The 26008-nt window shown below is 43.3% G+C and carries 19 protein-coding genes; 13 read left to right on the forward strand and 6 right to left on the reverse strand.

Features of this window, described 5'->3' with window-relative positions; genetic code table 11:
* Positions 1 to 39 precede the first annotated feature (39 nt).
* From AC1F2U_RS16265 to AC1F2U_RS16305, 9 genes are all read left to right on the forward strand, one after another.
* Positions 40 to 978 (forward strand): NAD-dependent epimerase/dehydratase family protein, encoded by a 939-nt coding sequence (locus AC1F2U_RS16265; RefSeq protein ID WP_480262033.1) that lies wholly within the window; start codon positions 40 to 42, stop codon positions 976 to 978.
* Between the two features lie 14 nt (positions 979 to 992).
* Positions 993 to 2333: a DUF4910 domain-containing protein gene (locus AC1F2U_RS16270; RefSeq protein WP_480262034.1), complete on the forward strand. Its 1341-nt coding sequence runs from the start codon at positions 993 to 995 to the stop codon at positions 2331 to 2333.
* A gap of 427 nt (positions 2334 to 2760) precedes the next feature.
* Positions 2761 to 2928, forward strand: coding sequence for a CopG family transcriptional regulator (locus AC1F2U_RS16275; protein WP_322662451.1), 168 nt, complete (start codon positions 2761 to 2763; stop codon positions 2926 to 2928).
* A 540-nt stretch (positions 2929 to 3468) separates the two neighbouring features.
* Positions 3469 to 3762, forward strand: a complete 294-nt coding sequence (locus AC1F2U_RS16280; RefSeq protein WP_480262115.1) for a hypothetical protein — start codon at positions 3469 to 3471, stop codon at positions 3760 to 3762.
* A gap of 215 nt (positions 3763 to 3977) precedes the next feature.
* Positions 3978 to 6482 (forward strand): two-partner secretion domain-containing protein, encoded by a 2505-nt coding sequence (locus AC1F2U_RS16285; protein WP_480262035.1) that lies wholly within the window; start codon positions 3978 to 3980, stop codon positions 6480 to 6482.
* An 87-nt stretch (positions 6483 to 6569) separates the two neighbouring features.
* The gene (locus AC1F2U_RS16290) at positions 6570 to 9134 is read left to right on the forward strand and encodes a CHAT domain-containing protein (RefSeq protein ID WP_480262036.1); all 2565 of its coding nucleotides are present in this window, start codon (positions 6570 to 6572) and stop codon (positions 9132 to 9134) included.
* A gap of 194 nt (positions 9135 to 9328) precedes the next feature.
* Positions 9329 to 10315 carry a DUF928 domain-containing protein gene (locus AC1F2U_RS16295; protein ID WP_480262037.1) on the forward strand — a complete coding sequence of 329 codons (987 nt, stop codon included), beginning with the start codon at positions 9329 to 9331 and terminating at the stop codon, positions 10313 to 10315.
* 162 nt (positions 10316 to 10477) lie between these two features.
* On the forward strand, positions 10478 to 13288 hold the full coding sequence (locus tag AC1F2U_RS16300) for a CHASE2 domain-containing protein (RefSeq protein ID WP_480262038.1): 2811 nt from the start codon (positions 10478 to 10480) through the stop codon (positions 13286 to 13288).
* Positions 13285 to 14586 carry a hybrid sensor histidine kinase/response regulator gene (locus AC1F2U_RS16305; protein ID WP_480262039.1) on the forward strand — a complete coding sequence of 434 codons (1302 nt, stop codon included), beginning with the start codon at positions 13285 to 13287 and terminating at the stop codon, positions 14584 to 14586. Before AC1F2U_RS16300 ends, AC1F2U_RS16305 begins: the two co-directional genes overlap by 4 nt.
* Before the next feature lie 371 nt (positions 14587 to 14957).
* Here the strand turns inward: AC1F2U_RS16305 and AC1F2U_RS16310 are convergent, their stop codons facing one another.
* From AC1F2U_RS16310 to AC1F2U_RS16325, 4 genes are all read right to left on the reverse strand, one after another.
* On the reverse strand, positions 14958 to 15989 hold the full coding sequence (locus AC1F2U_RS16310) for an HNH endonuclease (RefSeq protein ID WP_480262040.1): 1032 nt from the start codon (positions 15987 to 15989) through the stop codon (positions 14958 to 14960).
* Positions 15990 to 16320: 331 nt separating this feature from the next.
* Positions 16321 to 16908, reverse strand: coding sequence for a hypothetical protein (locus tag AC1F2U_RS16315; protein ID WP_480262041.1), 588 nt, complete (start codon positions 16906 to 16908; stop codon positions 16321 to 16323).
* 266 nt (positions 16909 to 17174) lie between these two features.
* Positions 17175 to 17321, reverse strand: coding sequence for a hypothetical protein (locus AC1F2U_RS16320; protein WP_480262042.1), 147 nt, complete (start codon positions 17319 to 17321; stop codon positions 17175 to 17177).
* 111 nt (positions 17322 to 17432) lie between these two features.
* Positions 17433 to 19109 (reverse strand): mechanosensitive ion channel, encoded by a 1677-nt coding sequence (locus AC1F2U_RS16325; protein ID WP_480262043.1) that lies wholly within the window; start codon positions 19107 to 19109, stop codon positions 17433 to 17435.
* 278 nt (positions 19110 to 19387) lie between these two features.
* On the opposite strand from AC1F2U_RS16325, the gene AC1F2U_RS16330 reads away from it, so the two are divergent.
* Positions 19388 to 19837, forward strand: a complete 450-nt coding sequence (locus AC1F2U_RS16330; RefSeq protein WP_480262044.1) for an SRPBCC family protein — start codon at positions 19388 to 19390, stop codon at positions 19835 to 19837.
* Between the two features lie 138 nt (positions 19838 to 19975).
* Here the strand turns inward: AC1F2U_RS16330 and AC1F2U_RS16335 are convergent, their stop codons facing one another.
* Both AC1F2U_RS16335 and AC1F2U_RS16340 read right to left on the reverse strand, forming a co-directional pair.
* On the reverse strand, positions 19976 to 20800 hold the full coding sequence (locus AC1F2U_RS16335; RefSeq protein WP_480262045.1) for a SirB1 family protein: 825 nt from the start codon (positions 20798 to 20800) through the stop codon (positions 19976 to 19978).
* The gene (locus tag AC1F2U_RS16340; RefSeq protein ID WP_480262046.1) at positions 20748 to 20897 is read right to left on the reverse strand and encodes a hypothetical protein; all 150 of its coding nucleotides are present in this window, start codon (positions 20895 to 20897) and stop codon (positions 20748 to 20750) included. The genes AC1F2U_RS16335 and AC1F2U_RS16340 overlap by 53 nt, the downstream gene beginning before the upstream one ends.
* Before the next feature lie 468 nt (positions 20898 to 21365).
* Between AC1F2U_RS16340 and atpD the strand changes: the two genes are divergently transcribed.
* The 3 genes from atpD to AC1F2U_RS16355 all read left to right on the forward strand — a co-directional run bounded on the left by atpD (position 21366) and on the right by AC1F2U_RS16355 (position 25721).
* A complete protein-coding gene (gene atpD, locus AC1F2U_RS16345) occupies positions 21366 to 22814 on the forward strand; it encodes a F0F1 ATP synthase subunit beta (RefSeq protein ID WP_190891177.1) in 1449 nt (482 codons plus the stop codon).
* A 136-nt stretch (positions 22815 to 22950) separates the two neighbouring features.
* Positions 22951 to 23364, forward strand: coding sequence for an ATP synthase F1 subunit epsilon (gene atpC, locus AC1F2U_RS16350; RefSeq protein ID WP_292715968.1), 414 nt, complete (start codon positions 22951 to 22953; stop codon positions 23362 to 23364).
* 254 nt (positions 23365 to 23618) lie between these two features.
* Complete coding sequence (locus AC1F2U_RS16355; protein WP_480262047.1) at positions 23619 to 25721, forward strand: SPFH domain-containing protein; 2103 nt, start codon at positions 23619 to 23621, stop codon at positions 25719 to 25721.
* Positions 25722 to 26008: the final 287 nt, after the last annotated feature.

Here is a 26008-nt window from a genome sequence, read left to right on the forward strand (position 1 = left end):
ATAACTTTTGTTTTCCAAACTCCAGTCTGTGAGCAATAAATGGTGAACTCTGTTGAAAAATTGTCTGGACAAACAATACTGATTACAGGTGCTAGCGGATTTCTAGGATCTCATTTAGTCCGTCATTTATGCCAGAATGGTGCAGAAGTACATGCTGTTTCTCGCAGTTTTCATACTTCTGATATCAGCTGCTTGCGATGGTGGCAGGGTGACATGGAAGACATTGAATTTGTTCAAAACCTTTTCCACAGCATTAAACCTGACGTAATCTTCCATTTATCCGGTCTTGTAACAGCAGTTCCTAATCTAGAGTTCATATTACCTACCTTTCACAGTTTGCTGACTAGTACTATTAACTTATTGACGGTAGCTACCGAAATTGCCTGTAGTCGCATTGTGTTAATAGCTTCTTTAGAGGAACCAGAACAAGATCGTCCTGAAGTAGTTCCTTCTTCTCCTTATGCTATTGCTAAATTTGCTAGTAGTACTTATGGTCGAATGTTCCATCGACTCTATCAAACACCTGTAGTTCTTGTTAGGCCATTTATGACTTATGGGCCGCGGCAAAATGTGTCTAAGATCGTTCCTTCTGTTATTCTTTCCTTGTTGCAAGGGCAAGCTCCAAAACTTAGTAGTGGAAAGCGTCAAGTTGATTGGATTTATATTGATGACGTGATTGCAGGACTTCTGGCTGCAACACAAGTTCCTAGTGTAGAGGGTTGTACATTCGATTTAGGTTCGGGAGAACTAGTACCCATTCATGCAGTTGTGTCCCAGCTTGTTAATCTGGTTAACCCTCAAATCCAGCCTCTATTTGGTGCTTTACCTGAGCGGCCGATGGAAAGAATAAGAGTAGCTGATACGGCTTATACATACGAGAAACTGGGTTGGCAACCTTCAATTCCTCTAAAAAAGGGCTTGGAATTGACTGTAAATTGGTATACAAAACATCAGCAAGAGATTAGATACACCAGTTAACAAGGATTCTACTTATGGTTGCAGATAGACTTCAGAATATTAATTTATTCGATCTAAAAAATTCTTTTAACCTCAAGGATATCAGTCTAGAAATTTACCAGCTAATTTCTGATTTATATCCCATCTGCCGCAGTATTACAGGTGATGGATTTAGAGAAACTTTAAAAATTCTTCAGCAGCATCTTCCTTTGTCAGTTCATGAAGTGCCGACAGGAACAGAGGTATTTGATTGGACAGTCCCTAATGAATGGAATATTAAAGATGCCTATATTAAAAACTCTCAAGGTGAAAAGATTGTAGATTTTACAAATTCAAATTTGCACGTTGTTAACTATAGTATTCCCATACATCAAAAAATATCTCTTCAAGAACTTAAATCGCATCTATTTACACTTGCCGATTATCCTAATTGGATTCCTTACCGAACTTCATATTACAAAGAAAGTTGGGGTTTTTGCCTGACTCATAATCAGTATTTGCAACTAGAAGATGAAGAGTATGAAGTATGTATTGATTCTTCTCTAAAACCAGGTTACTTGACTTATGGTGAGTATTATATTCCTGGAGACAGTACTGATGAAGTCTTGATTTCTTGCCATGCCTGTCATCCTTCACTCTGTAATGATAATCTTTCGGGAATTGCGATCGCTATTTTTATCGCTAAATATTTAAGTCAAACTACACCAAGATATTCCTATAGATTTCTCTGGATTCCCGGAACCATTGGCTCAATTACATGGTTAGCTCTCAACGAAGCTAAAGTCAATAACATTAAACATGGCTTGGTATTAACTTGTTTAGGAGATGCAGGCAACTTTACCTACAAAAAAAGCCGTAGAGGTGACACTGAAATCGATAAAGTTGCTGCTTATGTACTCAAAAACTCAAAACAAGATCACAAAATTATAGATTTCTTCCCCTATGGCTATGATGAGCGACAATATTGCTCGCCTGGATTTAATTTAGCTGTAGGTTGCTTCATGCGATCGCCTCATGGTAGTTTTCCTGAATACCATACCTCAGCAGACGATTTAAATTTCGTTCAACCCCAATATCTTGCCGAGTCATTCTTTCAATGTCATTCGATGTTGCATATCCTCAACAATAACGAAATCTACTACAACAAAAATCCCAAATGTGAGCCACAGTTAGGTAAAAGAGGAATCTATCGCGCAGTTGGTGGTAACAAAGATAGCGGGCTAAATGAAATGGCAATCCTCTGGGTTTTAAATTTATCTGACGGTCAGCATACTCTATTAGATATTGCAGAAAAATCGGGAATGTCATTTGATGCGATCAAATCTGCTGCCGATACATTATCAACACATGACTTATTAACAATTAAAACCAATTAAGTTTGAAAAAGATTGGGAAAATGAAATTCGCTACGACACAAACGCAGGCAAGCCCTTCTCACGAGGTAGTCTCAAAGAAGATCCAAGCTTTAAAACCCCTGGAGGTGGGTTTGATGTGTGTAGCCGCGAATTCTATTTGCTAGGGCTGCCAACTTTTTCTATATTATTATCCTCAATTGTTATGTGAGAATACTTATTTTGTATTGATATATTTAATGTTAGTTTTACATTCTATTTATAATTACTGCCTAGAAAGTAACTTAACTTTATAATCTAGAATATACTTCATATCTTCGCTATTGCTGGGAAAAATATCCTATTTAACTTCATGATTACTTGAACTAAATGTCATTACTTATACCATTGTAAGAGCAGTTTAGATGATTGATATTAGAGAAGTAGTTTAAAAACATACCTTGTCTAGTACATGAATAAAAAATGGGCTGTTAAACGACTTACAATCAATCTCACATCAGGCGAGGCACAGAAGCTTGAACAATACTGTTCAACGACTGGCAGACCAGCAACTGATGTAATTCGGGAGTTAATTCGCTCTCTTTATCCTAAAGATGAAAAAGCCTCTGAAAGCTCATGAATCAAACTGCAAAAAAGTGAAACAGGATAAGTACATCTTAATTTGTCAGTGAAATATGCTGCTTAACAGTTATCAGCTAACAGTGAATCCCTATAAGTAAAGTTAGGGAATTTAAATAAGAATACTCTCTTACAAAGTTCAGAGCCGAGGAAATCTTCGCTCTGACTTTTGCTTTGGATATAGTGCAATCATCTTGATATATTTGCATAATTAAAAATATCAAATTAATTGAAAGAAGGTAGAATTCAGCATCAAGATGTTCTTACTAGCTTGCTCACCCGTAGCGGTAGTGAGTCTGCAAGTGTTTTGTAAACCACCGAATTTCAAGTTTTGTGGCTGTCTTTAAGCAGTAATTTATCCATTTTTTCGGGCAGAATACCCTTCTTGTATCTGGCTTTGCTCCTGAACTCTTTTTTGACAATTAGTAATATTACCGATCTTTTCGGAAAATTTTTAAGTTAGATATGGTACTTACCACTTATTTACTTATACTTTCCAAAGTATTAAAAATTTAATCCTTAATTTATTTAATTACAAATAATGCTTAGAAAAACCTTGGTTATAAATCAGCCAAAGGTAAGCAAGTCTTTGGGCGAACTGAGGATTTTTGCTGGATTTATAACACTCAGCTTTGCGATCGCCAAGTGTGGGCAGTTTTCGCCGGGGAGTGGATCTGCAAGAAGCCTATTTATTGGGTTGGGGCTGTTATGGAAACAGGGTGATAACTTCTTGGCCCGCCTAGATTGGGGCATTCCTTTGATTTCAGCGGACGGGGAAAGGCGATCGCTCCAGGAAAATGGACTGTACTTCTCAGTGAGTTATTCAGCGTTTTGAGGGAAGCGATCGACAATCCCTCTAACTATGAATATATGAATACGGATCGCTCAGAAAGTTTTTATTCAAAAAGCTCTTAGGGTATTGAGAGTCATGGGTTTAGGCAATTGAAATCACAAAGCTACACCAAGATGACTACTAAAATTTTTGATGCTGTTCAAACACAATACCGCTTAGGGAACCCTATCTATATATATATTGATAAAAAGTGAGCGATGAAAGCACCTTCTGTTTGCTGGGGTTTGATCGATATAATGCTGACAGGTGGGATGCTCCTTTGGTGTGCCTCTGTGAGTGCCCAGCTAACTCCTGATGGCACCCTCAATACTACTGTTTCCCAAAACGGTAATCAATTCACCATTACTAATGGTAGTGCCGCTAACAGTAACTTATTTCACAGTTTCCAGCAGTTTTCGGTTCCCACTGGCGGTTCGGCTACTTTTGATTTAGTAAACACGCCCAACATTTCTACCATCTTCAGCCGTGTTACTGGCGGTAATATTTCTAACATTAATGGCTTGATTCAGACGATTAACGGCAACAACCCCGTTAGTCTCTTCTTGATCAACCCTAGTGGGATCGTGTTTGGAGCCAATGCCCAACTAAACATTGGGGGTTCATTTATTGGTACCACTGCCAGGGGTATTAAATTTGCCGATGGCGCTGAGTTTAGCGCAATTAATTTCCAAGCTACCCCGTTGTTGAGTATCAATGTTCCCATTGGCTTGCAACTGGGTAACAATCCCGCACCCATAAACATTCAAGGTACAGGACATACTTTGAGGAATGTCAGTGGACTGGCTCTGGTTCCCCTGATTCGGATTCCCAGTTCTACAAAACTGCGGGTAGAGCCGGGAAACACCCTAGCTTTAGTGGGTGGCGACATACATCTAAATGGGGCAAACCTGATCGCTGAAAGAGGGCGAGTTGAATTGGGTAGTGTAAGCGGTACAGCATTGGTAAACCTGATACCAACCGCACAGGGCTATACGCTGGGATATGGGAATGTACAAAGCTTTGGCGATATTCAACTGGCACAGCGATCGCTATTAGATATCAGCGGCGTGAATGCAGGTTCCGTTCAAATTCAGGGTAGGCAAATTCAATTCACCGATGGCTCTCTGGTACTGGCACAAAATTTTGGCAATCTCCCTGGTGGTGATATTCGCCTTCAGGCTACAGAGTCCATTAATCTAATTGCCAAAACAGCTGATGGCACAGTTCAGAGCGGAGTGCGTAGTAATGCTTTGGGTAGCGGAGCTAGTGGGAATATCAGCGTTATTACTCCCAACCTTACTATCAAGTCGGGAGCGGGGTTGAATAGCACAACTCTTGGAACAGCTCCCAGTGGTGGTAATATTCACATTGATGCAACCGCCATTGAACTGTCTGGTTTTTCACCCAATAATCCTGCTGACATCAGCACAATTAACACTACTACAATAGGCACTGGGAATGCTGGTGATGTTTTCGTCAATGGTAATAGTCTACTAGTATCAAGCGGTGCCTCACTATCTTCGTCTACCTTTGGCAATGGTTCTAGTGGTAAAGTGACGATTCGCAACAACAATACCACGGTGATCGGAGAAAGTCCCTCTGGACTTTACAGCAACATTAGCTCAACTACATTTGCAACTGGAAGTGCCAAAACCTTGACCCTGGATACTGCCAAATTGCAAATTTTGGATGGGGGAGCAGTTGCCACTACCTCATTTTTTGCAGGTAATGGGGGAGATTTGAGGATCGATGCTACTGAAGCGATCGTCATCAGTGGTCAAGGTCGGGCAATTAAGAGTAGCATTAACGCTTCCACTATCCGACCCGATCCGTCGTTGCGGAAACGATTTGGTCTGCCAGATATATTAACAGCCAATGCTGGTACTTTGAGCATTACCACACCGAACTTAACGCTGACGAATGGCGGGACAGTCAGTGTCACCAGTCAAGGCAGTGGAAATAGTGGCAATATTAACATCAATGCAGCCAGCATTCAATTAAAGAATCAAGGGTTTATTCAAGCACAAACAGAATCCGGTAATGGTGGCAATATTAAATTGTCCAGTACAAACCTGTTACTTCTGCAAGACAATAGCCAGATAACCTCAACAGCTGGCGGATCGGGGAATGGAGGTAATATAAATATCAATGCACCCATCATCGTCGGCTTAAAAAACAGCGACATTATTGCCAATGCAGTGCGAGGCAGAGGTGGTAATATCCAAATCACCACTCAAGGCATCTTTGGGCTGAAGTTCCGCAACCAACTCACTCCTGATAGTGACATTACTGCCAGTTCCCAATTTGGGGTAAGTGGCACAGTTCAAGTTAATACTATCGGTATCGATCCAAATTCTGGTTTAGTCGAATTGCCTGCAAATGTCACCGATCCATCCCAGCAAATTGCTACAGGCTGCGCGGACAGTGAAGGCAGCCGCTTTGTAGCAACGGGACGAGGTGGTGTGCCGCAAAATCCTAATCAGGTGACGAGTGATGTCTACGATGGGCTACGCCTACGCACTTGGGACGATTTACGAGATTTGTCTGCTTACCGAAAAACAGATACAGATAAGGTAACTACGCAGATACCTGTATCCCCAAAAGTCCTCGTTGAAGCCACTTCTTGGCAGCGCAATGCTAACGGCAAAGTCGAATTAATTGCAACCCAATCTACCGCAAATATACAGCCCCAGTTAACTTGTGATGCAGTTCCCAAGAGTTAATTTGCTCAGGAATCTTATAACCAAGTTGGTTAAATTTTAAAGTAATATATTATACAAAAAATTAAACTATTTTAGTGATAATTATTTATGTATTTCCAAATTAAACAACTTCGTTGGCTATATATCAGTCTGAGTATTTTGAGCTTGTGTTTGGCAATAACCATTACACCTACTAGAGCGTCTTTGCCAGTACCAACAACTTCTACCCTAAATGTGTCAGTATCAACTTCCCAGCCTAGCAATTGGCTAGAACAGGGACGAAACCTCTACCATTCAGGACGCTTTGCAGAAGCAGTGACGATTTGGCAAACGGCAGCACAACGGTATCATACCCAAGGCGATCGCTTGAACGAAGCTCTAAGTTTAAGTTACCTCTCACTGGCACTACAGGAACTTAATCAATGGCAAGCAGCCCAACAGTCTATTGAGCAAAGTCTGAAACTGTTACAAATAGCTAAACCCTCTGCTGATGCAATTCTCTGGGCACAAGCACTCAATACCCAAGCAAATTTGCAATTGCATACTGGCAAAGCCGAAACCGCCCTCGAAAGTTGGCAAAAAGCTCAAAAATTTTATGAGCAAGCAGGCGACACAATGGGAAGCCTGGGTAGTCAAATCAATCAGGCACAAGCTTTACAAACTTTAGGATTTTATCGTCGTTCTAAACAACAGTTAGAAGCACTGACTCAAAAACTCCAAGGGATGCCGGATAATGAAATCAAAGTCAGCGGACTGCGATCGCTTGGTTTAGCCTTGCAAATAATTGGCGAATCTGGTAAAAGTCAACAGATTTTAGAGCAAAGTTTAGCGATCGCTCGCCAAATTTCAGCCCAACCCCAGTTAAGTTCTATTCTGATCGGTCTGGGCCAAACTGCCGTTGACTTGCAAGATCCGGAAGCCGCATTAGATTACTTTGAACAGGCTCAACTCTTAACAACTAACCCAAGCGATCGATTACAAGCGCGTTTGGCTCAGTTCAAACTTTTCCTCAATTACGACAAACTGGAGTTTGTTAACCCACTGGCACCTCAACTACTGCAACAACTCCGAGAACTGCCCCCCAGTCACACCTCACTCTACGCAGCGATCAATTTTGTTGCCACTCTCAACCACCAGTCAAATTCTGAGCAAATTCTACCGCGAAAAGATTTGGCGCAACTGATGGCAGTCACAGTCAAATCTGCACAGCAAATCCAGGATACTCAAGCCGAAGCTCATGCACTAAATCAGTGGGGAAAACTCTATCAGCGTACACAGCAGTTATCTGAAGCACAGGAGTTAACTCAGAAATCCCTCAACATTGCCCGCCAACTCCAAGCTAACGATATCATTGCTCAATCTGCTTGGCAGGTGGGACAGTTGTATAAACAACAAGGCGATCGCTCAAAAGCGATTACCGCCTATACAGAAGCAGTCAACGCTTTAAAGGCACTGCGGGGAGATTTGGTAGCTATCAACCCTGATGTCCAGTTCTCTTTTCGCACCAGTGTAGAGCCTGTCTACCGAGAACTGGTTGATTTACTTCTAGAGAATCAACCTAGTCAAGCAGAACTAATACAAGCTCGTGAATTGATTGAGGCACTCCAAATTGCGGAACTCGATAACTTTTTTCGGGAAGCCTGTTTAGATAGAACTCAACAGATCGATCGGGTCGATCCCACTGCAACCGTCATTTATCCAATCATCCTGCCAGATCGTTTAACAGTAATTCTCTCCAAAGCAGGGCAACCACTCCGTTCCTATGTCACTCATAAATCGCAAGCTGAAATTGAGCAGACTCTAGACAATTTTTTGGTTGCTCTTAACCCTGTTTCGGATTCTAAAAACCGAGATCGATTATCTCAACAAATTTATGGTTGGTTGATTCGTCCAGAGGAAGCAGAGCAAGCATTTATTGATACCAAGACATTGGTGTTTGTTTTGGATGGTCGATTGCGGAACATTCCCATAGCAGCTCTTTTTGACGGTAAGCAATATCTGATCGAGAAGTATGCTGTAGCAATCTCACCAGGATTGCAACTGATGGCGACGCGATCGCTTCATCAAAACCACATTAGTGCGATCGTTGGTGGCATTAGCCAATCTCGCGCTGGCTTTAGTGCTTTGCCTGCTGTGGAATCAGAAGTGAAACAAATCTCCAAGGCGGTATCTTCTAGGGTGTTACTGAATCAGGAATTCACCAGTCAAGCCCTTGCTGAACGTGTGAAATCTAGTAGTGCAGGTATTGTCCACCTAGCAACCCACGGACAGTTTAGTTCCCGCCTCGAAGACACCTTCTTGCTCACTTGGGATGGACAAGTCAATGTTAAAGAATTATCTGAACTCCTGAAAAATCGGGGTAGCGATCCATCAAAAGCCATCGAGTTGCTGGTACTAAGTGCCTGCGATACTGCCGCAGGCGACGATCGCGCCGTCTTGGGACTGGCGGGCTTGGCTGTCAAATCCGGCGCTCGCTCAACTATCGCCACCCTATGGCCCGTCAAAGATCGGGCAGCCGCGATGCTTATGACTCGCTTCTATGACCAACTCCGGCAACCCAAAATCACTAAAGCCGAAGCACTAAGACAAGCACAAATTAGCCTAATTCGCCAAACTGATTTCCACGAACCGTTCTTTTGGTCTGGCTTTGTTTTGATCGGCAACTGGATTTAGCTAAGTAATACAACGGACTCAATTGTAAATAATTTAGGCTATTTTTTACAGTGTTTGCTCTCAAGCTCGCCTATACTGCTAGTAGAAGTTCCCTGATTTTACTCTTACTAAGACTTATTCTCTGAGCTTCTGAACATAGTCGAAAGAAACGTATTTTGTTTGTATCACATTTCAATGACATAAGGAAAAACATCATGAAACGTCGATATTTAGCTAGTACATTGAGCGTCATCGCTCTGATCGCTAGCAGTACATGGACTACTGCCCATGCTGTTACATTTACCCCACCCCCCAACAGTAGCTCTCCTAGACAATCAACTGGAGGAGCTTCTCGCGGTAGTATATTTACCCCTGCTGTCGGCAAAGGTGCGCCCAGACAAGCAACTGGAGGAGCTTCTCGCGGTAGTATGTTTACTCCTGCTGTCGGTAAAGGTGCGCCCAGACAGGCAACTGGAGGAGCTTCTCGCGGTAGTATGTTTACTCCTGCTGTCGGTAAAGGTGCGCCCAGACAGGCAACTGGAGGAGCTTCTCGCGGCAAGCTCTTTACACCTGCCGCAGGCAAAGGCGCTCCTCAACAAGCAAGTGCGGGAGCTTCTCGCGTTGGTACTTACTACTTGAATCCATCGACTACAAGTACAACGCAACCAGCAGCGCTAATCGCCCTCTTGCCCCAAAATTTCTATGGCACAACAATATCTGAACGTCCCACAATCTTGGTGTATCTCCCAGCTTCCAATGCCGAAGAAGCAGTGTTCAGCCTCAAAGATGAAGCTGGCAATATGCAACATCAGATGAACATTTCAGTTGCAGGGAAGACTGGAGTAATCGCGATCGAATTACCAGCCAATGCACCCGCTTTAGCCGTTGGTAAAAACTATCAATGGTTCCTAGCGCTGAAAGTAGATGGTCAACTCAGCCCGAGTACGCCTTACGTCGATGGTTGGATTCAGCGTATCCAGCCCAGCGCGGAGTTGGCAACAGCAATCCAAGAGGAAGATGCTTTGAAGCGGGCTACTATTTTGGGTAAAAACGGTGTTTGGTATGACTGTGTAGCGACACTTGCATCGGTATACACCACTCAACCTAACAATGCGACTCTCCGCAAACAATGGGAAGAACTTCTATCCTCAGTTAGTTTGAAGGAGATTGTAACAGCGAACTTATTAGCATCTACTAACTAATCCCAATTTGGGCATTAGGTATGGGAAGAGACAAGGTAGACAAAGAAGAAACTTGTTCAATAATTCCCCCTTATTCCCTTTGTTCCCCTCTTCTTACTCCTCATTACCTCTTATCCCCAGAGGGAACCCTACCTTCCCCAATCCCCATTGTATGACACAAATATGTGGCGCAGATTCCAGGCTTTTATCCAACGTACTCGCAGCGTTTTGATTATTACTCCCAGCGTTGCCTTGACAGTTATAGTTGGGCAATCGTTGGGACTTTTCAATTTACCGGAATGGAAAATTCGCGACGAATGGGTTCGTCAGCGATCTTCACAGGCGATGCCTATGGCGGGCTACGCCTACGCAGATGAGATTGTGATTGTTACAATCGATGAGCGCGATATCCAGTCGGTGCGTAAATGGCCAGTTCCAGACTGGGCGCTGGCACGATTACTAGAAAAAATCCGGGCGCAGCAGCCTAGAGCGATTGGCTTGGATCTCTATCGAGATTTACCGGAAGGAAGCGGACACGAGCAACTCGTTCAAGTCTTTCGCAACACTCCCAATTTAATTGGAGTTGAGAAAATTACTGGCGAACGCGTCAATCCCCCGCCGGAATTGAAAAAACAGGATCGGGTAGGATTAGCAGATTTAGTGTTAGATGGCGATCGCTTTGTACGTCGCGCCCTCTTGACAGCTGAAGATGCCAAAGAGAAAAACACCATTAAAGCCGGATTAGCAACCCTTGTAGCCCTAAAGTACCTCGAAGCTGAAAAAATTAGTTTAGAAAGCATTGACCCCCGACAGCAAAAGTTTCAGTTGGGTAAGGAAATTTACTTACCACTGCAAAATCAAGAAGCAGGTTATACCGATGCCGATTTAGGAGGCTATCAAATTCTGCTCAATTGGCATGGTTCAGAAGCCGCATTTCGGACAGTTGCGATGCGCGATGTGTTAGCAGGGAAAATTCCGGCAAATTTGATGCGCGATCGCATGGTATTTATTGGGTCAATTGCCTCCAGTACCAATGATTTCTTCAGTACACCCTTCTCTTCCTGGATCTCTGCTCAAAAACCGACTCCAGGTGTGGTTGTTCATGCCAATATTGCTCATCAACTAGTACGAGGAGCAAAAACAGGAAATGCCAGTCTGCACGGTGTTTCTGGCATTTATTTATCCGTTTGGATTGTTTTGTCGTCTGTCATTGGTTCTACAGGCAGTTGGTTGTTATCTAGTTGCAAGCTGCGGATTCCCGGCGGCAAAATTCTTTGGGCAACTGTAGGCATCAGTGGAGCCTGTATATGGGGTGGCTATGGGATGTTTTTGTATGGTGTTTTAATTCCGGTAACACCCACTTTAGCTGCGTTTCTCGGTAGTGTGATTGCAACAACTAATGCCTATAAACAGCGGAAGTTAGAAGAAACAAATCGCCAACTGGAAATTGCCAACAGTCAACTATTGGATTATTCCAAAACCCTAGAGACAAAAGTCGAAGAACGAACTCATGAATTAGTGGAGGCAAAGCAAGCTGCCGATGCTGCCAATCAAGCCAAGAGTGAGTTTCTCGCCAACATGAGCCACGAACTACGTACACCTCTCAATGGCATCCTTGGTTTTGCCCAGGTACTAGAAGGATCGCCAAATATGACAGCTAAAAACCTAGAAGGAGTCAGCATTATCTACCAATGCGGTTCGCATCTTTTGATGCTGATCAATGACATTCTCGATCTCTCGAAGATAGAAGCAAGGAAATTGGATTTGGTTGTCACTAGTGTGCATCTGCCCAGTTTCTTACATGGTGTGACTGAGATTTGTGGTATCCGGGCTGAACAGAAAGGGATTAGATTTAATATCTTAATTAGCGATCGCCTACCACTTGCCGTTGAAGCTGATGAAAAACGGGTGCGGCAAGTGTTAATTAACTTACTGGGCAACGCGATCAAATTTACAGACAACGGTAGTGTAACGTTCAAAGTGGAAGTCATTAGTCAAGAGTCTAAACAAAGGACCAATGACAATGGACAAATGACACATCAAAAAATTCGTTTTCAGATTGAAGATACGGGTATTGGGATGTCACCAGACCAACTGGAGAAAATCTTTTTGCCCTTTGAGCAAGTGGGTGAAGCTAGGCAACGATCTGAAGGTACTGGCTTGGGATTGGCGATTAGCCAAAGAATTGCGGCATTGATGGGGAGCCAAATTCAGGTGCAAAGCCACTTGGGTGAAGGAAGTCTGTTTTGGCTGGATTTGACAGTATCAGTACCATTCGATCATGACTGGCGTGGCAAAGAGATGTCTACGACGGATTACACCCCAACTCCCCAGAAAATTACCGGAATTCAGGGTAGTGCGCCTCAGATTCTGATTGTCGATGACGATCGCAACCACTGTTCTATGTTAACCAGTCTGCTGCAAGAAATTGGCTGTCGAACCTTGGAAGCAATCGATGGCAAACGTGGGCTGCAAGTAGCAATTGAACACAATCCAGATGTGATTCTACTCGATTTAGCCATGCCCAATATGGATGGTTTTGAGCTAATGGTTCACCTGCAAGCGAATCCACAAACCTGTTCTATTCCGATTATCGTCTCTAGTGCCAGCGTTTTTGAGTCAAATCGCCAGCGGAGTTTAGAGGCAGGGGCAACAGCATTCCTACCCAAACCGCTCCAAATTGACGAACTACTCAATAGACTGCGATCGCTGTTGGGAGTGGAATGGATGTATGCCGAATCTTCGCCTCCCAAAGGTGAGCAGATTACTAGTAGTGAATGGGTTCTACCATCCCAAGATGTTTTGCAACAACTCTATCATCTGGCAATGATGGGAGATATCTCGGCGATTGAGGGAATGTTAAGAGAACTAATTGAGGAAAACAGTCAACTAGCTCCCTTCGCAGCAGAGTTAAGCAAACTCACTGCTAATTTCCAAACCGGAAAAATCCGTAAGTTACTCAAATCATTTGTCACAACGGAGTTACATCCATGATCGCTGTTCCGATCTCGAAACCCATACATATTCTATTAGTGGATGACAATCCAAATAATCTCAAGGTGCTATCTGAAGCGATTCAGAAGTGTGGCTGGAAAGCTCTCATGGCAACAGATGGAGAGTCAGCGATCGAACAAACAGAATATGCCCATCCCGATCTGATTCTTTTGGATGTAATGATGGCAGGTATTGATGGATTTGAAACTTGTCGCAGACTGAAAACAAATCCCATCACTCACAATATTCCAGTAATTTTCATGACTGCCCTATCCGATTCTACAGACAAGGTGGCCGGACTGGAAATAGGTGCAGTTGACTACATTACCAAACCCTTCCAACACGAAGAAGTCATTGCCCGTTTAAAGTTACACCTCAAAATTTCCCGTCTCACTCGCACACTAGAAGAACGCGTGCAAGAACGCACCGCAGAATTAACTCAATCTCTACAGCAGTTACAGCAAACCCAACTACAAATGATTCAGAGTGAGAAAATGTCCACATTAGGGCAGTTGGTTGCAGGTATTGGTCATGAGATTAATAATCCGGTTGGTTTTGTTGGCGGAAATTTATCTTATATTGAGGAACATGTAAATAATCTACTTCGCCTGGTGAGCCTGCAACAGCAGAAGCTAACGCAGTCAGACTCGGAAATTCAAGAGCTTGTTGAAGAAATTGACTTGGAGTATCTGACGGAGGATTTGCCAAAACTAATGGCATCAATGCACCAAGGAATTACCCGTTTGAAAGATATCAGTCTCTCTTTGAGAACTTTTACTCGCACAGATATTTCATCTCAGGTGGAGTTTCAGATTCACGAAGGAATTGATAGCACCTTAATGCTGTTGAAACATCGACTCAAAGGTAATGGCGATCGCACTAAAATCCAGGTTGTCACACAATACGGTGAGTTACCTCCAATCAGTTGCTATCCCGGACAACTGAACCAAGTGTTCATGAATATCATTGCCAATGCCATTGATGCATTTGATGAACTCCATCAAAACAATTGCGATCGAGATATTGCTGCTTACCCGAACATCATCACTATTACCACATCGGTTGATACCAAACAAAAAACCGTCACAATTTGTATCCAAGATAACGGCCCCGGTATGCTTACTGAGGTGCAATCTCGAATTTTTGATCAATCTTTCACAACCAAGGCTGTGGGTAAGGGAACCGGGCTGGGATTAGCGATTAGCTACCAAATTATTGTTGACAAACACAACGGACAAGTTAACTGCTTGTCAACACCTGGTGAGGGGACAAAATTTATTATTACTTTGCCAATGTAACTGAATATACATGATTTTTATCAGAAATTCCGCAACTCAACATAACCCAATACAGTCCATATAAGCCCAAAACACTTGTAGAGACGGCGATTTATCGCGTCTAAAAAACCCAAAATTTTTGCCAGTAGCCCTTAACTGATCCGTATTACCAAATAATCGTGGGAGGTGTGGGAGGTGTGGGAGGTGTGGGAGGTGTGGGAGGTGTGGGAGGTGTGGGAGGTGTGGGAGGATGAGGAAGAAGTCTTACCCCCCACACTCCCCACACTCCTCTTCCCCTGAAGCCTACACTATGCGTGAGAAATCCGGGATTTGGATACGGGCGGGTGAGATACCCACCCTAATTATGCAATTTCAATTTGGAATAACTTATTTCAGGGCGCAGAACCATCAAACGCAGTTTTGTAAGCATCAGCAGTTTCTATGCCAAAACCTCCAGCTTCGACATGACGAACTAGCGATTGAATGATGGGTGTAGCAATACTAATACCAAATAAAGCATTGAAGCCTGCAACAACGACTGGTGCTGACAAAATAACTGTAAATTCTGGAAATAAAGCTAACACAGCTACCAAGACCAAAAAAACAATTGGTGTCGCAATACCTGCTGCCTTTGCTGCTTCAAAAATTAGATTTTTATACTCTTCAACAGTAATGTCACCCCGATAAAGATCCAAAGAGTAGGAAATTGCCGTGACTATAACCTGAGTGAGAATAGCTGTTCCCGTTGCAGTAATCCCAAGTTTCGCGATCGCCCCAGAATTGCTGACAATAGAATCTACTGCATTATAAACCCGAATATAAAACTGTTCGCCAACGGTCATAACTTTGGCACCTCGGCGAAGATTATCAACACCTACTTCCCAAAGGATATTATCAGCAGCATTCGATCCACCTTGCGAACGTGGATTGATGTGGCTACCATGCTTATCTCTAAGAAATTGACGAATTGTATATTCTTTACCTCCAAGCTTTGACGTGCCAGGAATTTTCTCAAAAAGCTTCATGACATCTGCATCAGAGCGAGGTAAGTCTCCCACCCGAACGCCAGCACGATATTTCAGCCTATTTGCAATCTTGGGCATCTCTTGGGCTAATTCGGCAGCTGTCTTTGGTAAATTTTGCAAAGCATCAGCCATAACCATGCTAGATGCAGCAACTCCAACAGCAGTTTGTTGAAATGTTTGACTAACATTTTGAACAGTTTGAAAACCTGACTGTGCTGCGATGGTTGATAAACTTTGTAAATCATTAACTGCATGGACACTTGAAGTAGTCACCTCGCTAGTAGCGTTCTTGATTCCATCAACTACCTCATTCATCTCGTTTACTACATTGTTGGCTGCTTCTTGAGCTTTATCTCTAACTGTATCTGCCAACTTTTGTGCTTCGTTGATAAAATCCATGTTTTATGCCGTGGAGTGTTTGCTCCAGTTTCTCTTTCTCAAACTAAGAAGCACCTCAGCATTCATGACGAATTTACTTCCAAAATTTTTAAAGAGATAGTAATCACTTTATATTGTTTGTGTATGTTACTTTCAAAAACTTTACTATCCTGCTAAATCAGTTGTTACATTGGACAGCAGACGTTGGTATCAGGTAGTCTTACGCCATTGCAGAACCAACGTAAGCGATCGCAGCAATAAATATATTCCCTTGGCAAAGTCTATGTGTTCCAAGCCATAAGGTTGCAAATATACTAACAGTAATGGTCATACCAAGTACTAAAAAACAGTTTCATGGTTTGAGGTTTAGCGATTTAATAAAAGAGGCCCCATTCGTTTTTAGATCTTCAGATGATGGGGTTATTATTACAGCCTCAACAGCAGAATTATTATTCATACAAAGCAGACTTCTCTGATATAATATTTTATTCTGGATATTTAATCCTTTTTTCTTAATTACTTCTTGCAAGGAAGTACCGGGTTTGCCCATTAAAGTAAAGTCTTGACAGTTATATCCACTTTGATTAATGGAAGACTGAGATACTTGTTTACCCTGAATAAAACTTGTTTCATTAGCAGTTTTAACTAGAATTTGTAAAACTTTTGGGATTCTCTGCGAGGCTATTGGTTTGGAAAAAGTTGAATGGGTCACTGAATATATAGATTGATTCTTAAGAGTTGTCCAATTTCGGCTATTAATACCTTTTATTGGAGTACTATTTTCTTCTAGAATAGTCCCTGGCATTACAATACTAAAATTTCCTTCTTTGGATGTTAAAACTTTTTCTTGGGATGATGCAGGTGTACAAGCCGATAAAACAAATATCCCGAAACAATTAATTATCCAAAAACGTTTAATACTTTTGATAAGTAAATCCATAAATGTTAATTTTATAATAATTTTTTTAGAACATAAAACTATTTTTTCAACTCATGCACAGGTTGCCACTCCTGTTGTGTAATTATTTGGCTAACGAATTACAACCAATGTCTTCAACACAGAGTCTTATTTTAAGTTTTCCCATAATAGTGATTTTTCTAACACAAAAGCTGTTAAATCAAATCTTGAACCAAGATTTTCCACCAATATGGCACTCATCACTTCAATAACCCACATCAGCACAGCTTTTGGTAATTTGGGAGAATCTATTGTTCCTGCGATCGCGTCCTTGCTTTATCCCAGCTTTCCTTAAGACTAAAGGATTTCTCAGTTACGCAGCTAAAAAAGGTGACTCGGAAAATACGATTAAATTGAGCTTCCAAACTCGGAATTTGAGCTTCAGAACTTGACATTACGAGTTCTCTACTCAAACTCCGAGTTTTTAACCTCTTAAGCAAAATTGCCGATAGATTTTTTGCACTATTGATGCTTACGGCTGCACTTTTCTAGATTTACAGAAATTTTTAGTTTCTACCTTTGAAAGAGTTTAGCCATTCTTGAACTTGCTCGCGGGCAATATCGCGCCCTCCAAGACCAAAAGCTAGGGCAATTGCAACTGCGATCGCACCTAGTAAAAGTCCAAAGGCTAAATTCACAATATCACTGGCAACTCCAATCTGTTGCAGTGCCATTGCAGAAACTAAGGCAATAATTGCAATCCGCGCCACTTGTCCCAAAATCTGGGCTTGGCGATCGCCGGAACTGGTAATGATGTTAAAAGCCAGATTTGCCAGGAATAAGCCAATAGCAAAGATCACCAATCCGGCCAAAATCCGCCCGAATATAATCACAATCCCAGACACTAATGCTGTCAGGGCTGGAATATTCAAGATATTCACCGCTGCCACTGTGGCAAACAGCATGATACCCACTAGGGCAACAATGCCGACAATTTCCGATGGAGTGCGGGTTGGAATCGGTGGGGTTGTTGGTTCTGTGGAAATGACGATTCGTCTGCTGGGTGTTGTCAGACCCAAAATAGTGAAAATGTTATTAAACCCTAAATTGGTGAGGATACTTGTAACCAATTCCGCGATAAACCGCCCGACGAAATAGGCAACAATCAAAATTGCTGCGGCTGTAAAGATGGCAGGTAGGGCGTTAAGAACCTGTTGCAGCATGGCGATCGCAGGTATTGATATCGCATCAATTCGCAAGGCATTAAGCGCTGCGATCGCCACAGGAATCAGAATCAAAACATAGACAATTGTGCCGATAATACTCGATAGAGGTTGTACCCCCGCACTTGTAGATAATCCCAACCGACTACCTAAATGGTCAAGACCAGTTGTCGCCAGCAAGTTAGTCACAATCCGCCGTACTACATTAGCGATGAACCAGCCAACTACAGCAATCAAGATCGCCGCTAAAATGTTCGGCAGAATTAGCAGAACTTCTGTAATTAAAGCTTGTACTGGTTGTAGAGCCTGCCTGAGTTCGAGAGTATCTAAAACTGGGGCAAGAAACAGTAAAAATATAAACCAATACAGAGCATTGCCGATCGTATCGCTAAGAGACAGCTGATTCAGGCTGGGCGCTCTGTCTTCTGGTTCTGGATTCAAACGCTCATCCAGGTTAAATGCCTGTAATGAGCGCACAGTGATAATCTTTACAATGGTCGCCAAAAACCAGGCTGCTCCCAAAAGGATTCCCGCACCAACTACCTTTGGCAAAAAGCCAATAAGTTGATTGAGAAAACTATTCAGGGGTCGAGAGGCTACCTCCAAATCTAATGTCTGTAAAACAGCTACTGCCGTCAACAGAATAATGCTCCAAAAGACTAAGCTGGAGATAAATTTCTCCACTTGGGGAACATCTTGACGACCCGTTACCCCTGCGGCAATGCGGTTATCTATGTTTGTGCGCTTGAGGATTCCTCGCGTCAGTGCCGCTACACCGAAGGCAATTAGCAAACCTACACACAAAATTGCCACTGCCCCTAAAAGACGAGGCGTAAACAGAATCAACTGTTGAACAATACCTTGCACATCAGCGATTCCTTGATTCACTGCTGGTTGTATTGGTTGCAGGCTGGGCGATGATTGTGCCAAAAATTGCTGCACCCTCGTGGATAAACCAACTCCGTAGGCGTAGCCCGTCGTAGACATCACCTGGGTTATTTCTTGCCAAGTCGTGTTCATGGTTTTCGGGAATTATGCTTAAGTATTCGCCGCAAACACTGAGTCAGTGTTTTGCCTATCAATTTACCAGTAAAAACATACATATTTACTCATATTTGATTTAATATACGGGCATTGGGCATAAGAGGCAGAGGTGCAGAGGGGCAAAGGGGCAGAGGGGCAGAGGGGAAAAGACTCACTGCAACTTCTCCTCTGCTCCCCTGCTCCCCTGCTCCCTTGCTCTCACTCCGCTGAATTTTGCGTTACTCTAATTGCAGCAACAGCACTAAAAATGTGGAATGTCCCAAGTTTTGGAACAATCGATTCAAATTAATGCTACAGCTACAGTGGTGGAGCGCTGTATTAGCGATTTAGCTCTCATGCACCGTTGGCTCAACCCCGTTCTCCGTTGCGAACCTGTGGGCGAAGCTTGGAGTACTGATGTCGGCAGTAAAAGTCGTTTTATTATTCAAATTCCTCTCATAAAACCCACCTTGAATAGCGTAGTTGTAGAACGACAACCGGGTTTGGTAGTTTGGGAATTTCAGGGATTTTTTCAAGGGCGCGATCGCTGGGAATGTCAACCCACAGAAAAGGGAACGCTTTTACTCAATCGCTTTGAGTACGATATCCCTAACCCCCTAGTCAGCTGGGGCTTCAACACTTTTGCTGCGTCGTGGACGAAAGAAGATATGCAAGCCCAGCTACGTCGCCTCAAACGAGTTGCAGAAGAAGAAAATAATTCGTAATTCGTAATTCGTAATTCGTAATTGGGCAGAAGAGGCAGAGAGGCAGAGGGGAAAAACTTACTGCAACTTTTCCTCTACTCCCCTGCTCCCCTGCTCCCCTGCCTCTTCCCCTACTCCCCTGCTCCCCTGCCTCTTCCCCTACTTCTCTTTACCCAATTCGGTAAGTAGCCGCCGAATCACAGATGCATCCTCGGCATTGGGAACTTTTGCTAAATAATTTTGTAAGTCGTCTACGGCTTGGGGATAGTAACCGAGTTGATAGTAGATCAAACCGCGATCGCGCAATTCTAAAGTTAAACCAGGAAACAGCAACAAAATTCGTTCAACTGCTGCCAGCGTTTTTTCTAACTCTTGCTGTTTGAGGTAAATAAATTTTAAATTTGTCAACATCCGGGCCAAAAATTGCCGATTACTAACTACAGCCAAAAATTCTGGTTGTAGCGTCACAGGTTGCCGATAAAGTTGAGATAGGCGTTCTTCGCAATCTTGGGTAAATATTATTTCACCGCCATTGAAAGCATCCACAAAAATCTCTATATCGGGAATATCTGGGCGGATCAGGAAATGTCCTGGCATACCTATACCGACCATCGGAAAATCAATACGTCGAGCAACTTCCAGGTAAACCAGCGCTAAGGTAATCGGAATCCCCAATCGGCGATCGATTACATCATTGAAAAAGCTGTTGCGTGGATCGTAATAGTTAATTTTATTACCAGAAAATTTTAAATCCTCGTATAGATACTGATTAATAGTTTGAACTATTCGCAAAGGATAACGTGAATCAGGCAGGCGTTCTTGAAGCTCCCATGCCATAGTCTCAAGGGCGTTGAAATATTCCTCTGGGTCTAGCTTGGGATATTCTTCTTGTGCAATGTACAAAGCTGCCTTTGCTAGGTCAATTTGCTCGTCAGACTGCTGAATCTCCTGGTAAAAATATTGTCGTGCTGACGATAAATTCATAAGCTGTTGCTCGGTGAAAGTGTGAGGATGAAGCCGCAGGTACGCCTAACTCAGGCATCGCGGCTTGGCTAAAAGCTGTTTTTGTATCTATCTTCATCTTATGGATATTCAGAAGTTTTGGAAATGTAGTTTATGGATAGCTTTATATATCTATTACTAACTGACTTTTAGTAAATGCTGCGTTGGTGATGTCTTTGATGAACTATAACCACACAAAATACATGATGTAATACAAATATGCATTATTTCAAGGCAAAAGCTAAATATTGATATCTAGCTTTTTCCCTGCAAGTGTAAATATTTAAGTAATTTAAAATATTAGTATTTTTTGCTACAATGGGTCAGGCTAGGGCGATCGCATCGGAAAAATGAAATTAAGATAAACTTGAGCGTATTCTGTCAATCTGGTCAGGATGAGGACTACAACCCCAACCACCGAACTCCTTTTTAAGGAATTACTAAGAGAGTTATGTCCCCGTCCGATGCTAGAGTGAAAGGTGACATTTCTTATTCTTATGTCTTCTCCGACCTTATCTGAAATCTAGCTTCACTCATTAGGCGCAGCATGGTAACAACCGCAGAAAAAACAAACATTGGTTACATTACCCAAATCATTGGCCCAGTTGTAGACGTTAAATTTCCCGGCGGGAAATTGCCACAAATCTACAACGCCTTGAAAATCGTTGGCACCAACGAAGCTGGACAGGAAATCAACATCACCGTTGAAGTACAGCAACTGCTGGGCGACAACCAGGTGCGGACTGTTGCGATGAGTTCCACCGAAGGCTTAGTGCGCGGTTTTGAGGTGTCCGATACAGGCGCTCCCATCAACGTACCAGTTGGTAAAGCCACTTTGGGTCGAATTTTCAACGTCCTTGGCGAACCTGTGGATAACAGGGGCCCTGTAAATGCTGAGGCAAGTTTACCCATCCACCGCTCTGCTCCCAAATTCACTGACCTGGAAACAAAGCCTTCCGTGTTTGAGACTGGGATTAAAGTTGTTGACCTTCTGACTCCCTATCGACGCGGCGGTAAGATTGGTCTGTTCGGCGGTGCTGGTGTTGGTAAGACCGTGATCATGATGGAGTTGATCAACAACATCGCTACTCAGCATGGTGGAGTATCCGTTTTTGCTGGCGTGGGTGAACGCACCCGTGAAGGCAATGACCTCTACAATGAAATGATTGAATCTGGGGTTATCAACAAAGACAACCTCAACGAATCAAAAATTGCTCTAGTTTACGGTCAAATGAACGAGCCACCCGGAGCTAGAATGCGGGTTGGTCTTTCAGGATTGACAGTAGCAGAATACTTCCGCGATGTGAACAAGCAGGATGTGCTGTTGTTTATTGACAACATCTTCCGGTTTGTACAAGCAGGTTCGGAAGTATCAGCGTTACTCGGTCGGATGCCTTCAGCGGTGGGATATCAGCCCACATTGGGAACCGACGTAGGTGAACTGCAAGAGCGGATTACCTCGACTACCGAGGGTTCAATTACCTCCATTCAAGCAGTGTACGTACCAGCGGATGACCTCACCGACCCCGCACCTGCTACCACCTTCGCCCACTTGGACGGTACAACAGTACTATCTCGTGGTTTGGCAGCTAAGGGAATTTATCCCGCAGTTGACCCCCTTGGTTCAACTTCCACCATGCTTCAGCCCAATATTGTCGGTGACGAACACTACAATACGGCGCGGGCGGTGCAATCAACTCTGCAACGTTATAAAGAACTCCAAGACATTATCGCCATTCTCGGTCTAGATGAGTTGTCTGAAGAAGACCGTCTCATTGTCGCGCGGGCCCGGAAAGTTGAGCGTTTCTTGTCTCAGCCGTTCTTTGTGGCAGAAGTATTCACCGGTTCTCCTGGTAAGTACGTGAAGTTGGAAGATACCATCAAAGGGTTCCAAAAGATTCTGTCTGGTGAGTTAGATGCTTTACCAGAACAGGCTTTCTACTTGGTTGGCGATATTAACGAAGCGATCGCCAAAGCTGAAAAAATCAAAGGTTAGTCATTAGTCATTGGTCATTAGTCATTAGTCATTAGTCATTAGTCATTAGTTCAACTGCTAATGACTAATGGCAATTACAAATGACAAAGGACAAAGGACAAAGGACGAAGGACAAAGGACAAAAGACAAAAGACAAATGACATTAACCGTTCGTGTAATTTCCCCAGATAAAACAGTCTGGGATGCTCCAGCTGAAGAAGTTGTTTTGCCTAGCACTACTGGTCAACTAGGTATCTTAACTGGACACGCACCACTTTTGACTGCTTTAGATACTGGTGTCATGCGAGTTCGTGGCGCTAAAAATCAGAATTGGGAAGCGATCGCTCTTTTGGGTGGCTTTGCCGAAGTCGAAGAAAATGAAGTGACAATTCTGGTTAACGGCGCTGAACGTGGCGACAAAATTAACCTTGATGAAGCTCGTACTGCTTACAACCAAGCAGAAGCACGTCTAAGTCAAGTTTCCGCAGACGATCGCCAAGCCCAAATTCAGGCAACCCAAGCCTTCAAACGTGCCCGCGCTCGGTTTCAAGCTGCTGGCGGTTCAGTCTAATTTAACTTTATATTTCCACTTTGTAGGTTGGGCAATTTCCAACCTACAAATTATTTATGAAGAAGAACTTAGGAGTCAAGAGTCAGTATCAATTTTATACGGGTGCTAAAATTCTGCCCGTAAAAAGATGGAGTATTGTGAATCCTGGCTCCTTATTTATTTATTTAAAAAAAATTACGCCAAGTTTAAGAAATCGAGGCAAGCTTTGGTGAAGTGTTAAATTAGCTAATTAGTTGCCCAGATGGGCACAGATTATGAAAAGCCTTTCATCTTTGCTTGGTACTCGTAAACAAAATAAGGTAGCTCGTTTTGCAGCATCTATCGTAGCAACGTTAGCGATCGCTGGTAGTATTCGCTCTGCTAATGCTACTTCTTTCAAAACAACTACTACAAAAGAAATTACTTCAGCGATCCAGCTAAATCAGACCACACCAAATATTGCTCAGTTACAAACTAGCAGGACTCAATATCAAGCTGCTGGAATTAATCCTGTTGTAGTGGTTCCCATTCTACTTGTTGGCGGTTTAGTCATATTCGTCCCCCTATTCTTTGGGGGACTAGTAGTTATTGGCGAACGGGAAGTTGGTATTGTAGTGAGAAAATTTACCCTTTCCGGGCGTGGACTCCCTGCCGGCAGTTTGATTGCCCTCAACGGCGAAGCTGGCTTGCAGGCAGATACTTTAGCTCCTGGTTGGCACTGGGGCTATTGGCCTTGGCAGTATTCTGTAAAGAAAGAATCCGTAATTGTCGTTCCCCAAGGGGAAATTGCTTTGATTGTGGCAGCAGATGGTCAACCCAACCCACCAGAGCGAATTTTAGGTAAAATCGTGGGTTGTGACAACTTCCAAGATGCTCGAAAATTCCTCATCGAAGGTGGCGAAAAAGGGCGGCAAATGGGTTTTCTTACGGCTGGTACATACCGGATCAACACTGCCCTATTTAAAGTCATCATGGCATCAAATGCCAGCGCTCATGGCATGAATCCAGAACAGTTGCGAGTATATAGTCTGGCATCTGACAAAGTTGGCATTGTCACTACTTTAGATGGTGTACCAATTTCCGCAGGTGAACTTGCAGGCCCGATAATCGACGGACATGACAACTTCCAAAATGGTCAGAAATTTATTAATGGCGGTGGGCGGCGAGGTTTACAAGAACAGATATTGCTCTCTGGTTCTTGGAACTTGAATCCTTGGTTTGTCCAGGTTGAGCAAGTGCCGATGACGGAAATTCCCATTGGGTATGTGGGTGTGGTGATTTCTTTCGTGGGTAAGGCACATCAAGATGTTAGCGGTGCAGCTTTCACCCACGGTAATTTGGTGAATCCTGGACATAAAGGCGTGTGGGTCGAACCGCTGTATCCTGGCAAGCACCCGATTAATTCCCGGATCATGAAGATGGAACTGGTGCCAACGACCAACATTGTTTTAAATTGGTCAGATCGCACCGAACGTCACAGCTATGATGCTCAACTGGCTTCCTTAACAGTGCGATCGCGTGATGGGTTTGCCTTTGATTTGGAAGTAGCACAAATTATCCATGTGGGTGCTTTAGATGCTCCGAAGGTAATTTCTCGCGTCGGTGCAATGCAAAATCTAGTAGACCATGTATTAGAACCAACTATCGGTAATTATTTCCGCAACTCAGCCCAAGACTATACTGTACTAGACTTTCTCACTGCTCGGAGTGAGCGGCAAGCTGAGGCTGCTGAGTATATTAAAACAGCATTACGGGCTTATGACGTGCAAGCGATCGACACCCTTATCGGTGATATTCAGCCACCGGCGTCGTTAATGCAGACACAGACAGACCGGAAAATTGCTGAAGAAGAACGCAAGACTTATGAAGTTCAGCAGATGGCGCAAACCCAACGGCAGCAGCTTGTCCGGGAAACGGCACTGGCTAATATCCAGCAAGAAATGGTGAAATCGGAGCAGAGTGTGCATATTGCTGACCTAAAAGCCCAAGCCCAAATCAAAGAGGCGAACGGTGAAGCTGAGGGGACAAAACTCCGGACAATTGCTGAGGCAGAAGGTATTCGGGCTACAGGTAATGCCAAAGCTGAAACCTACCGCGCTGGTGTGGAAGCCTTGGGACCACAAGGTTATACAGCAATGCAACTGATGCAGATTATCGGCGATCGCAATGTCCGCTTGATACCAGATGTCTTAGTTGGCAGTAACGGCAGCAATAACGGCTTAGTGGATGGGCTACTATCCATGATTTTATGGAATCAAACTGGTAAGGGTGAATTGACACCAACACCTTTGCATCCACAACCAGTAGTTAACAATGGACAACCGACCACAGAAAACGGTCTTCCACCGATAGTTGTGAATTTTCCTGTAGATAAGTAACATCAGAAACATGAGGTAGGGGCATAACATTCTTATCCCGCATTTCTCACAAGCTTATGAAGCGTTTGATAATGAGTAATAAGTAATGGGTAATGAGTAATAAGTAAAAGAGCAACAGGCGCAATACCAGTGCAAGAACTTGTACATTCTTACTCACTACTCATTACTCCTTACTCACTACTCATTACTCCTGCATTCGAGGTGTGGTGAGAAATCCGGGTTATGCCTTTACAAGAAACCAACAGCAATATCTTATTGTGGGCATTTTGCCTACCTTGTAGGTAGAG

This window comes from Nostoc sp. LEGE 12454 (genome assembly GCF_056620565.1).

What these genes read in the sequence shown, in the direction of transcription:
- AC1F2U_RS16265 (WP_480262033.1), top strand. Translation starts at nt 40, where the DNA reads ATGGTGAACTCTGTTGAAAAATTGTCTGGACAAACAATACTGATTACA.
- AC1F2U_RS16270 (WP_480262034.1), top strand. Translation starts at nt 993, where the DNA reads ATGGTTGCAGATAGACTTCAGAATATTAATTTATTCGATCTAAAAAAT.
- AC1F2U_RS16275 (WP_322662451.1), top strand. Translation starts at nt 2,761, where the DNA reads ATGAATAAAAAATGGGCTGTTAAACGACTTACAATCAATCTCACATCA.
- AC1F2U_RS16280 (WP_480262115.1), top strand. Translation starts at nt 3,469, where the DNA reads ATGCTTAGAAAAACCTTGGTTATAAATCAGCCAAAGGTAAGCAAGTCT.
- AC1F2U_RS16285 (WP_480262035.1), top strand. Translation starts at nt 3,978, where the DNA reads ATGAAAGCACCTTCTGTTTGCTGGGGTTTGATCGATATAATGCTGACA.
- AC1F2U_RS16290 (WP_480262036.1), top strand. Translation starts at nt 6,570, where the DNA reads ATGTATTTCCAAATTAAACAACTTCGTTGGCTATATATCAGTCTGAGT.
- AC1F2U_RS16295 (WP_480262037.1), top strand. Translation starts at nt 9,329, where the DNA reads ATGAAACGTCGATATTTAGCTAGTACATTGAGCGTCATCGCTCTGATC.
- AC1F2U_RS16300 (WP_480262038.1), top strand. Translation starts at nt 10,478, where the DNA reads ATGTGGCGCAGATTCCAGGCTTTTATCCAACGTACTCGCAGCGTTTTG.
- AC1F2U_RS16305 (WP_480262039.1), top strand. Translation starts at nt 13,285, where the DNA reads ATGATCGCTGTTCCGATCTCGAAACCCATACATATTCTATTAGTGGAT.
- AC1F2U_RS16310 (WP_480262040.1), bottom strand. Translation starts at nt 15,989, where the DNA reads ATGGATTTTATCAACGAAGCACAAAAGTTGGCAGATACAGTTAGAGAT.
- AC1F2U_RS16315 (WP_480262041.1), bottom strand. Translation starts at nt 16,908, where the DNA reads ATGGATTTACTTATCAAAAGTATTAAACGTTTTTGGATAATTAATTGT.
- AC1F2U_RS16320 (WP_480262042.1), bottom strand. Translation starts at nt 17,321, where the DNA reads ATGTCAAGTTCTGAAGCTCAAATTCCGAGTTTGGAAGCTCAATTTAAT.
- AC1F2U_RS16325 (WP_480262043.1), bottom strand. Translation starts at nt 19,109, where the DNA reads ATGAACACGACTTGGCAAGAAATAACCCAGGTGATGTCTACGACGGGC.
- AC1F2U_RS16330 (WP_480262044.1), top strand. Translation starts at nt 19,388, where the DNA reads ATGTCCCAAGTTTTGGAACAATCGATTCAAATTAATGCTACAGCTACA.
- AC1F2U_RS16335 (WP_480262045.1), bottom strand. Translation starts at nt 20,800, where the DNA reads ATGAATTTATCGTCAGCACGACAATATTTTTACCAGGAGATTCAGCAG.
- AC1F2U_RS16340 (WP_480262046.1), bottom strand. Translation starts at nt 20,897, where the DNA reads ATGAAGATAGATACAAAAACAGCTTTTAGCCAAGCCGCGATGCCTGAG.
- atpD (WP_190891177.1), top strand. Translation starts at nt 21,366, where the DNA reads ATGGTAACAACCGCAGAAAAAACAAACATTGGTTACATTACCCAAATC.
- atpC (WP_292715968.1), top strand. Translation starts at nt 22,951, where the DNA reads ATGACATTAACCGTTCGTGTAATTTCCCCAGATAAAACAGTCTGGGAT.
- AC1F2U_RS16355 (WP_480262047.1), top strand. Translation starts at nt 23,619, where the DNA reads ATGAAAAGCCTTTCATCTTTGCTTGGTACTCGTAAACAAAATAAGGTA.